3 protein-coding genes are annotated in these 11,840 nt (G+C 64.0%); 2 read left to right on the top strand and 1 reads right to left on the bottom strand.

Features of this window, described 5'->3' with window-relative positions; all coding sequences use genetic code 11:
• Positions 1-107: 107 nt before the first annotated feature.
• On the bottom strand, positions 108-3,368 hold the full coding sequence (locus tag AC07FY_RS32760) for an FG-GAP repeat domain-containing protein (protein WP_479014038.1): 3,261 nt from the start codon (positions 3,366-3,368) through the stop codon (positions 108-110).
• A gap of 275 nt (positions 3,369-3,643) precedes the next feature.
• Between AC07FY_RS32760 and AC07FY_RS32755 the strand changes: the two genes are divergently transcribed.
• Both AC07FY_RS32755 and AC07FY_RS32750 read left to right on the top strand, forming a co-directional pair.
• Positions 3,644-10,543 carry a polymorphic toxin-type HINT domain-containing protein gene (locus AC07FY_RS32755; protein ID WP_479014035.1) on the top strand — a complete coding sequence of 2,300 codons (6,900 nt, stop codon included), beginning with the start codon at positions 3,644-3,646 and terminating at the stop codon, positions 10,541-10,543.
• Between the two features lie 927 nt (positions 10,544-11,470).
• Positions 11,471-11,840, top strand: a 370-nt coding sequence (locus AC07FY_RS32750; RefSeq protein WP_479014032.1) for an ATP-dependent DNA ligase, incomplete at its 3' end; no start/stop codon positions are given.

Here is an 11,840-nt window from a genome sequence, read left to right as displayed (position 1 = left end):
CGACGACAGTTCCAGGCACGTGTCAGCCACTACAAACGACGCGGTTACACACCACCAGAAGCCAACAAACCATCACAGAAAACACCGTTGCAGTATTAGCGTGCTCGTTAGAAGATTCCGGTGCTGGTGGTACTCCAGTTACTGTCGCCGACCTTCAGTGGTGTCCTGTGGCCGGTCGAGGTACCGGGGTAGAAGAGGAGGCAGCCGGTTGGGCATTGGGTGGTTTTGGCCGTGCCGGTTCCGTCGTCGTAGGTGACGGTGTAGTTCGGATCTGCTGGGGTGGTAGCCCAGAGGTCGGCGAGGTCATCACCCGTCTTGGGCTGGAACTCCCGGTAGGAGATGGTGGTGCCATCGTCGTTGACGCTCTTGTTGACGACGGTGCCTTGAGCGTTTCCGTTTGAGGTGATCAGGGGGCGGGTGGTGGATTGCCAGCCTCCGCTGCCGAAGACGGTGCGTCCACCGAGGCTGAACTTGCCGTCCGTGATCTTGCCGGGGTAGAGGTAGGCGATTCCGTCGGCCTTGTTGCGGGCGAGGATGTCCTTGATGCCGTCGCGGTTGTGGTCTGCTGCCGCGAGGATGGTGTAGTCCTTCCACAGCGTGCCCGTGCTGACGTAGTTGGCCTGCTGTACGTCGAAGGGTTCGGTCTGGTCGGCGCCTCCGCCGGCGATGGTGCGGCCGGAGTAGATGCGCAGGCGTGAGTCGGTGCAGGCGTCGTCGACGCATACACGGACTACCAGGTCGTTGCCGTTGGCGAAGCCAGTGTCGGCGCGTTGGTCTATGTCTCCGGGCATGACAATCTGCAGGATGCGCTTCCAGCCTTGGGTTCCGAGGTCGGAGGGCGGTGCGATTGTCTGGCGGGTCCAGTACAGGGCGGCGCCTCTGCCGGTGCCGGGGTAGAGGTAGAGGCTGCCGTTGGGGAGGCGCACGAGAGAGTCTTCGTAGCCATCGGGTGCCGCAGTGGGGCTGGTGAGGTTGGTGAAGTCTCCACCGTGGGCGATGAGCGCCCCCGCCCAGCCCTTGAAGCCTACGGTGTAGGGGGTGAGCTTGCCGGTACCGTCGCCCGCATGGAATCGGAGTTCGGCGTTGGTATCGGTGCTGGTGGCGTACATGTCGGTGTAGCCATCGCCGTTGAGGTCGCCGAGGAGATCATGGGTTGCGCGCTTGATCAGTGGGCTTTGGCCTGAGGCGTAGACGAAAGCAGCGGGGGAGGTCTTGATCACGGTGCTGTCGGCGTCGCCGTCGACCGGTGAGTGGTTGCCCGCCTTGTCATAGGCGAGGACGTGGAGCTTGCTCTGGGGGTTGCCGGTGGGGACGATTTCGATGACCGTCTCGGTGGCTCCTGCGGCAAGGGGGACCCAGGCGTCTGTGCAACCGCTGCTCGAGACCGATACCGGGCGGTCGAGGGCCCAGCAGAAGCCGGCGAGATCTGTGGCAGCGTTCTTGAGTTTCAGGCGGAGCTTGGTGCGTGCCTGGTGGACGGTTAGTGCAGTGCCGTCTTCTTTCGTGACGGTGACGGCGTTGGTGGGGCCGGTCTTGTCGACGGAGAAGGCGCAGTCGGCTGTGTAGGGGCTGTCGGGTCCCTCGCCGTCCTTGGCTCGCACCTTCCATTTGTAGGTGCCGGTGGGGAGGTTGTTCGCAAGGACGGTGGCGGTGGCTGTGCCGCCGCTGGCCACGTTGGTGACGTAGGAGACGGGTACGGCGGCGCCTGCAGCGGTGGTGACGACAAACTCGGGGCTGACGGTGCCGCCGTCTTTGTCGAGGAGGGTGGCGGTCAGGGCCAGGCCGCTGTTGCCGATGGTGGTTCCGCAAGGCACGGGCTTGTTGCCCTCGCCCGACGGAGACCAGGAGCCTTCGAAGGCTGCACTGGCGGTGACCTCGGGCGGGAAGTTGTAGGTGACCTCGAGGACGGGATTGTTGCGCAGGCGCTTGTAACTGTTGACGTTGCCCAGGTAGGAATTCGGGACACGCAGGCCCAAGACGAGCGGGTCCCAACCTTCCTGAACGTAGGAGGTCAGAGCTGCGGACTTGAAGTCGTAGCCTTCGACACCCGGGCAGTAGGTCGGGTTGCCGTGAGCGAAGTTACCTTGGGCGAGCTTGTAGCCCCAGTAGTTGCCGCGGGTGTTCCAGGTCGGGGTCGTGGTGATGTCTCGGGAGGTCCACAACTCGGTCGGGCCGGCCGCTGAGGCGTCACAGCCCCAGGAATGGGTCTGCTCGACGGCAAAGGTGGCGTCGAGGATGGTGGCGCCCTTGAGGCCGTGGGTGTTCATGGCGAAGAACGACTGGGTATCGCCGCTGCCGTTGTAACCCACGCGGGGCTCGTCCGCGGGGTTGCTGGAGTTCCAGCCGGAGCCCCAGGGGTAATCCGCGTTCGGAGTGGCTGAGTACACCACGGCCCACTTTTCGGTGTAGCCGCCGGTGAAGATCGGGTCGATGACCAGCGGGAACTGTGTCGCCGAAGACAGCAGAGCGGGGTCAGGGGTCAGCGTTAGGGTGCTGCCTGTCACATCCGCGCCGACGGGTGCCTGCTGGGGCTCCGTCGCCGTCTCCTCGGTGACGGCGGCACTGGAGAACATGGCCGAGGACTTGGTGGTTGTCGCCGCCGGGCCAGCGGGTTCACTGGGGGCGGGCTGCTCCCACATCTTGGGGGCGGGCGCACTGAAGACGATGTTGCCAGCCGCGTCCTTGGCCAGGAGCCGGTCACTGTGGTCTTCGTCAAGTGTCACGCCTTCCGAGGTGACGGCGAGTTTGATGGACTTCAGGGCCGGGTTGGCGGCGGCCTCGGGAGTGGTGACGAGAAGGTGCTGGGCGAAGCCGTTGACCTCGGCTATCAGCTTGAGGTCGACGCCGGGCAGCACTGACTTGTAGAGCGCGGTGTTCCCTCCCACCACCGGCTCCGGGAGCCTGCCCGGCCAAGACAAGGCCAGCTTCTTGCCTCCGCGGTCCATCGCTACCAACGGGCCATCTCCACCCCGGGAGAAGGCGATTCCGAATGACGCAGTCGGCCCGAGTGTCCCGTCCTCCTGCTGCGTCAGCGTCGGGTCGGTCTTGCGCCACACGGATTTGTGGCGTGACCAGATGGGCAGCGTGGACTGCCGCAGCGTCAGGTTTCCATCGGGGTTCGCATAGGTCTCGGAGTATTCGGTGCGGCGGTCGATGATCTCGACGCGCTGCCCGGAGCCCTTGGCGAGGCCGTAAGCCCTCACTTCCGATGCTGCCTGTGGTACGCGGTCTGTGTCGGTGGCCGCTTGTTCGGTTGCCGTGGCGGTCTCGGGGGTGGTGATCATGCTCAGCGCGGTGAGCGGGAAGGAGAGGGCCAGAACGGCAGCCAGCGGGCGGGTCAGGCGAGCGCCGGCTCTTCGGTGGGTCATGGGTTTTTTTGGTCTTTCTGGAAAAGGTCGAGGCTGTGAGTCAGCGCAGCGTAAGCGAAAAAATTTACATCGACCTAGACGGGGTGACAGCCCAGGGGGTACTGACGCGGACATGACATCCGGAATGATCGATTTCGGATAGCTCGGTAGCGTTTCCGCAGGTCAGATGTGTCGAAGAAGGGTCTTGCGCAAACCACCAGAGAGAGTGTTGGCTGCGGTTTTATCTGTCTTTTATTCCCTTGGGGGGTTTTGCTGTGTCCATCAGATCGGGCGCGATGCCCGAATTGTTCGGAGGTGTTCGCTTTCGGAGAAAGCGTCAGCTCCGTACCGGAATTGTCGGTGCAACAGCAGTCGCCCTGTCCGTCTCCCTGCTCACCGGCCCCGCCTGGGCGGGGCCCACGGAGTACAAACCCCGCGGCACCCAGAAGACGCCGTCCGTCTCGGGCAAGAACCTCAAGCCGCAGAGCAAGAAGGCTCCGACCGCGGCTTCCTCCTGGAAGCCCTCGAAGGTGACCTGGCCCGCCGCTGGCGCGGCGGACGTGACGCTGTCGGCTGCCGCGCCGTTGGCCGGGGCCGCCCCCTACAGCAAGGCTCAGGCGAAACTGCCGGTACGCGTCACCAAGTCGGCGAAGGTCTCGCCCTTCCTGCGTCCCGATGCAGCAGCGAATGACTCATCGGGTCCGGAACGCGTCCAGGTCACCGTCGCTGACCGCAAGACCGCCCAGAAGGCGGGCATCGACGGCCTCCTGCTGTCCATACAGCGCAAAGACAGCCGAATCTCCGGCGGCGGCCGGGTACAGGTTGAGGTCGACTACTCCAACATCAGAGATGCCTACGGCGCGAACTGGGCCTCCTCGCTGCACCTCGTCAGGCTGCCGCCCTGTGCGCTTACGACGCCCTCGAAGCCCGAATGCCTCCAGAGCTCTTCAGTCCCGACCCACAACCATCAGAGCACCGCGAAGCTGACGGCCGACGTGGACTTGGCGGCCACAGCGCCTACCCCGAAGGACAAGTCGGCTGCCGTCGCCTCAGAGGCCGGCGCCATGACCGTTTTGGCTGCCGTGGCCAGCGCTGATGGCCCAGAGGGCTCGTTCAAGGCGACCTCGCTCGCCACATCGGGTTCATGGTCGGCGGGCGGAAACTCCGGCGGCTTCGGTTGGAACGTTCCGATCACGGTCCCGCCGGTGCCGGGTGGTTTCGAGCCCAAGGTGGGGTTCTCCTACAGCTCCTCTGCCGTCGACGGTCGCACCGGCTCCAGTAACAACCAGTCGTCCTGGGTCGGCGAGGGTTGGGAGTACAGCCCCGGATTCATCGAACGGAAATACGCCCCTTGTGGCAACGACAAGCAAGGCGGCAGCAACACTGCGGACGTCGGCGACCTCTGCTGGAAGTCAGAGAACGCCACGATGTCGCTGAACGGCTCCAGCAACGAGCTGCTCTGGGACGCCAGCAGGGGCGTCTGGAAGCTCGCGAACGACGACGGCTCCCGCGTCGAGCGGATCTATGACGCCCCCAGCAACAACTCGGGGGACGAGGACTCCGAGTACTGGCGGATCACCACCACCGACGGCACCCAGTACTGGTTCGGTAAGAACCGCCTCCCAGGCTGGAGTGCCGGCAAGGAAGAGACGTCCTCGGTCAATGCCGTCCCGGTCTTCGGCAACCACGCCGGCGAACCTGGCCGAGGAGCCGACTTCGCCTCATCCAGCCGAATGCAGGCCTGGCGTTGGAACCTCGACTACGTCGTCGACCCCCACGGCAACGCCATGGCCATGTACTACACCAAGTACACCGGCTACTACGCCAAGAACAAGCAGATGGACACGCCGGTCGCCTACACGCGCGACAGCACGCTGCGCCGAATCTCCTACGGCCTGCGCGACGGACAGATCTACACGACGCCGAAGGCTGCCGGACAGGTCAACTTCTGGGTCTCCGACCGCTGCATGGCCACCACCTGCGTCCTTGACGAGGCTCACGCCAACGACTGGAAAGACGTCCCCGTCCACCTGGATTGCAAAGCCGGCCAGCAGTGCCTGCAAGGCTCACCCACGTTCTGGTCCACCAAGCGCCTGACCTCCATCGACACCTACGCCCTGGTGGGCACCGCGCACGTCGGCGTGGACAACTGGTCCCTCACGCAGTCCTACCCGCCCACCGGCGACACCGCCAAGCCCGCCTTGTGGCTGGACTCCGTCCAGCGCACCGCCAAGGCCGGCACGCTCACAGACATCCCCGGCGCCGACAAGACCGTCTTCACCGGCACACCCATGGCCAACCGCGTGGATAAGGCCGACGGCCGCCCACCGATCAACAAGTACCGCATCACTCAGATCACCAACGCAACCGGCGGCACAACCCTCGTCACCTACACCGACCAGGAGTGCAGCTCCAGCAACCTGCCTGCGGCCGACGACGTCAACACCAAGCGCTGCTACCCCTCGTGGTGGACCCGTGACGGAGGCGCCGAGGAGGTCAAGGACTACTTCCACAAGTACCTGGTCGCCAGCATCGAGGAGAGCGACACAACCGCCGGCACGGGGTCGCCCTCCAAGACCACTACCTACGTCTATCCCGGCGCCCCGAACTGGCGCCGTGATCAGTCCGAGTTCACGCTCGACAAGCACCGCACGTGGGGCGACTTCCGCGGCTACCGGACCGTCCGTACCTTGACAGGTACAAGCAACCGGGGGAGGACCGAGACCGACTACTACACCGGCATGGCGGGTGACCGACTCGCCAATGGCACCGCGCGGACCGTCGCGAACATCAACGGTGTCGTGGACCGCCGCGACTTCGCCGGTGCGGTGTCCGAGAACCGCGTGTACGCCTCCGAAACCGGTGCAGTAGTCGAGAAGAGCACCCAAACGCCTTGGCTTTCGAAGGACAATGCCACACAGCCGGTCGTCGGCATCACCGACCCCGACAAGCCTGGTACTGCGGCTCCCGTTCTTGAGCCGAAGGCGGCACGATTCTCCGGAATCGCCAGCACCGTCACCGGCACCCTGCTGGCCGACGGTACCTGGCGCAACAGCACCGCCCAGCGCGCGTACGACGAAAGCTACGGCCTCGTACTAGCCGAAGGGCACGACGGGGCGAACACCACCGAAGCCACGTGCACGGTCACCCAGTACGTGACACCCGACACCGTGAACTGGCTCATCGCATATCCGCGACAGGTCACCAGCACGTCCAGCAAGCCGTGCACCAGCACGCCGTCCGTCCTGTCCGCCACCAGTGCAGGACGGGTCTACTACGACGGACAGGCGAACGGCACCGCTCCAAAGGCGGGCCAGGCCAACATCAGCTCGACCGAGCAGGCATCCAAGTTGGACGCAGCCAATCAACTCGTCTGGGAGACCGCTGGTAGAGCCACACACGACGCGTACGGACGGGTGCTGACCTCCACGGGTCAGGACCTGCAGACAACCACCACCGCGTACGCACCAGCAGCCGACGCCCAGCCGACCAGTGTGACGGTCACCAACCCCAAGGGCCACACCACAACCAGTACCTACGACGGCCTCCGGGGACTGTCACTGGCAGTCACGGACGGGAACAACCGCACCACCACCTCTGAGTACGACGCGATGGGACGCCAGATCAAGATCTGGGCCGCCGGGCGCACCACCAGCCAGCAACCCAGCGTCGCCCTCACGTACAACCTGTCCGCAACGGCACCGTCCACCCTCACCACCAAGAAGCTCTACGAGGACGGCACCTGGGGCACGGCCGTCACGTTCTACGACTCTCACCTGCGTGAGCGCCAGACCCAGACCGACGCCACTGGCGTCGCAGGCCGGCTCGTCAGTGACGCTTTCTACGATGATCACGGCCGCGTTCGGCGAGCCAACGCTCCGTTCTACAACAATCAACCCACCAGTACGACCATGCTGGTCGTTCCCGACAACCAGATCCCTAGCGCAACCGAGAGCCGATACGACTCGCGCGGCCGGGTGACCGACACTCTCCTGCTGACCCTCAACAACGAGAAGTGGCGCACGACAGCTACATACGGTCCTGACTGGCAGGCCGTCGTCCCCCCTCAGGGAGGGACAGCCACTCTCACCATCGCCGATGCCCAGGGGCGGCCCATCGAACGTCGGGACTACAAGGACCGCAACCCGATCATTGGCGCGGCGGCATCCCAGTACGAGAAGCACACCTACGCGTATGACGGAGCCGGACGACTCTCCAAGGTCACCGACCCGTCCGGTCGCAATGCCTGGAGTTACAGCTACGACCTTCGAGGACGGCAGACCCAGAGGACCGACCCCGACAAGGGCACGACCACGATCGCTTACGGCCCTGATGGACGGCCCCAGAGCGTTACTGACGCCCGGTCCATCACCCTGTCCACCACCTACGACGAGCTGGGCCGCCCCACCAGCCTGCGCAAGGGCAGCATCACAGGCACCAAGCTCGCCGAATGGACTTACGACACTGCCCTCGGCGGCAAAGCCCTGCCCGCCAGTTCCACCCGCTATGACGGCACAGCTGCGTACACCAGCGCGGTCTCCGGGTACGACAGCCTGGGGGCGGCAACCGGCCTGAAGGTCACGATCCCATCCGTCACCGGTGAAGAGAACCTCGCCGGGACATACACCGTTGCAAGCACCGTCACCCCGACGAACGGGATGCCCGCCACCGCGACGTACAGCACCACTAACACCAACGCCACAGCCGCTCTGCCCGCCGAGACCGTCACCAACAGCTACGGCGCCCAAGACCGACTGTCCCTTATAACCAGCAGCCTCGACCAGGCCTACCTGCGCGGTGCCTCCTACACCCCCTTCGGTGAACTCGCACAGGCGCAGCTCGGCAACCTCGGCACGAACATTACCCAGACCCTTACCTACGACAACGTCACCCGCCGGCCCATCTCGGCAGTCACCGACCGCCAGGCAGCGGCACCCAGCGAACTCTCCAACATCGCTTACACCTACGACCCAGTCGGCAACATCACCCGGATCCTCGACGAGCAGAACGACCGCACCGTCAAGGACGACCAGTGCTTCGCCTACGACTGGGCCCGCCGCCTTACCGAGGCCTGGACCTCCGCCGACGACTGCACCACTCGGCCCATCAACGGCACCGGCACGCCTGCCCTCGGCAGCGCCGACCCCTACTGGACAAGCTGGACCTTCACCGACACAGGCCAGCGCGCCACAGAGAAGCAACACAAAGCCGGCCCAGTCACAGCCGACACCACCCGCACCTACACCTACCCCAGCGCGGCCGGCGCGGCCCAAGCTCACGCCGTCCGCAGCGTCACCGCAACAGGCGGTGCCACGGGCACCGACGCATACGGGTACGACGCCACCGGCAATATGACCAGCCGGACCCCCGCGGTCGGACAGCCCCAGACCTTGGGTTGGAACGACGAAGGCAGACTTACCTCCTCCACCACCGCCGGCGCCACCACCTCCTTCCTCTATGACACGCAAGGCACCCGGCTTCTCAAACGCGAACCAAATGCCACCACCTTGTACCTTCCGGGCGGCCAAGAACTCGTCCTGGATAAAACCACCAAGGCCCTGTCCGGCACCCGCTACTACCCCGTCCCCGGCGGCACCGCGGCGCGCACCAGCAGTGACGGCCGCGTCCGTTTCCTCATCGCCGACCACCACGGCACCAACACACTCTCCATCGCCGCCTCAACCCTCACCTTCAACCGCCGCAAACAGCTCCCCTACGGCGCCGAGCGCGGTACAGCCCCGGCAGTCTGGCCCAGTCAGAAAGGCTTCGTCGGGGGAGACATCGACAAAACCACAAACCTCACCCACATTGGCGCACGCGAGTACGACACCAAACTGGGCCAGTTCATCAGCGTCGACCCGCTGCTGAGTCTCGACCAGCCCCAGTCACTCAACGGATACAACTACGCCAACAACAACCCCGTCACACAAAGCGACCCCTCCGGCCTACGCAGTGAGGAATGTGGAACGATCTACAACTGCGGACCTAAGGGGACGATAACTCTCACCAACATCGGAGATATCACCGACCGCAACGACAGCGGCAGCAAGGTCTCCAAGACCCACCACCGCGACAGCAATAGAGGGCGCAGCTCATCTGGAAGAAAGTTCAACGGCCCCCCTACGGTTAAATCTCCGTCCGGCGACGTCTATGTCCTTCCAAAGGTCAATACCCAAGAGTTCATTGACATCTATCGCACGTCCTACCTAAAGCAGGTAGCAGATTGGGGCCCGCCCGTCGACCCCAAGGCCGACTGGTCAATGCAGCTCAGCGCCTTGATCGAAGCGTGTCAGAAAATGAGCGACCGAGGATGCGACCCCGCCACCTTTATATACGCGAATTTGAAAGACACGATGGAGACCGTCGGCATCTTCGAAGGTGGGGGCATAACAAGGCCAAGCGTAGGCATCCGCGGCACAAGCGGTAATGCAAGCGGCTGCAAATGCTTCCTCGCGGGCACCGACGTCCTCATGGCCGATGGAACCACCAAAGACATCGAAGACATCGAAGTCGGCGATGAAGTTCTAGCCACTGACCCCGCGACCGGTGAATCCGGAAAGCGTGAAGTGACCCACCTGATCGTCACTGAAGACGACAAACACTTCAGCACACTTTCCATAGCTACTGGCGACGGAATCGAAGAACTCACTGCCACCCACGAGCACCCCTTCTGGTCCCCGTCGGCCAATGAATGGGTCGAGGCACGGAACCTCACTCCTGGGTCGACTCTCCTAACCGCCCACGGCAAGACTGTCATCGTCACGTCTAACAAGCCCTACACGCGGCACGCGCGGACGTACAACCTGACCATAGATGACCTTCACACGTACTATGTGCTGGCGGGTCAGACTCCGGTCCTCGTTCACAACAGCAACTGTATTCACGCTTCAGTTGCCTATCAGGACTGGGCGACGAAGGGTGCCCACATCCACATCGGGAAGAGCGAAGTTCGAATCTTCCCGAACGACAAGGGTGGAATTGGGGCCGAAGCAATTCGACTGAGAGGCGGGACGGCGAGCCCGAAGGAAGTTCAAAAAGTTTTGGACGAGATTCACTCCAATCCTGCCCTGAGGGCTGATATCATCGCAAAGGCTACATCTGCGCGCACCAGTATGAATGCCGGGGAATTCGGGATGCAATCCAATCGTGCCGCAGAGATGCATTTCCTTATCAAGAACTTGGAGAAACTCGGATGAGTGCCCTTCAATTCTTGGTCGAGGCCCTTAAGTCTGGGGCCATCCAAGGGCTCGGACTGGAGGCGCGACCTGACGATTGGGAAGCGAAGTTTGGCACCGGGTACATAGACGACGTGCGCAAGGGTCGAATGCGTCGTGACTACGGGCTAGTGGAGCTCTCGTTCTTCAAGAAGGGCGAGATTTGGCAGTGCTTCGAGGTGAGCTTGCAAGTTCACAGGCTAGCCAAATGTATTCCCGATGTTGTGCCGAGTTCCCTAATTGCGGAATACGGGGAAATGGAGTCGAGGGTTCGGTTCAGCGACCTCCAGTTGAACGCTACTGCCGAAGGTCTCCAAGTCGCACAGATCAGTGACCGTGGTCGTCATCTTCACTCCAGATTTTCGGTGATGGGGTCGAGGGCGATCGTGCACGTCCTGGAGTCTGACTCTGGAGACAGCTTGCGGCGGGGTGATATTTGGTCGGTCTCTCTGGCCCGGGATTTCACCGCGCGAGCAGCTCCGATCTCGTGAGGAATATCTGGAGATCCCAATAGCACATCTGAAGCCCCGCCAGTGACACCTGGCGGGGCTTTGCGTGGTCTGACGGCAGTAATTGACGGCAACGTCAGCCGGTTTGCGACATCACGGTCTCCCTCCCGACGAGCCGGAACATGGTCAGGTCCCGGCCGACCAATGCCACACACGTGGCCCGGTCGACACTAGGGCGCACTCAAACCGCTATCCGAACAACTGCGCAAATCAGACATAAACGGCTGGAACTCGTCGCCGAAGATCGGCATGTCCCGGTAAGGCGGGCCGCGGTCCCATGAGCGCCGCACCTCCGTGACGTCCGCGACCGGCACCCTGGGGCGTAGGCCGCAGACCGCCCGGTGCGGCGCAGGCCTGCGGGTGCTCGACCACGCTGCACTCCGGGACACCCGGCCTGCCGATGAGCGGAAACGGGCGCCGGGCGCTGCTGTTCACCCCGACCGACCCCGGCGGTCGGGTGCTGCTCCAGACCCGCCGCGGGTCCCTGGTGCAGGACCGTTGGCCGGACCTCGCGGCTGCCGCCGAGGAGCAGTTGCCGCACGGCCTCCTCGATGGCGAACTGCTGGTGTGGGATGCGGAAGCAGGCGGGCTGTCGTTCGAGGCGTTGCAGCGCCGCGCCGCTGCCCGCGGCCGCAGTGCCGCCGGCCTGGCAGCGCGGTGGCCGGCGTACTTCGTTGCCTTCGACGTCTTGCAGTGGGACGGGGTGGAGCTCTTGATGCGCCCGTACTCGCAGCGGCGCGCGCTGCTGGAGGACCTGTTCACCACCCGCG

It is taken from the genome of Streptomyces sp. NPDC045967 (genome assembly GCF_056430495.1).
This window is presented reverse-complemented; position numbering and strand designations above follow the sequence as displayed.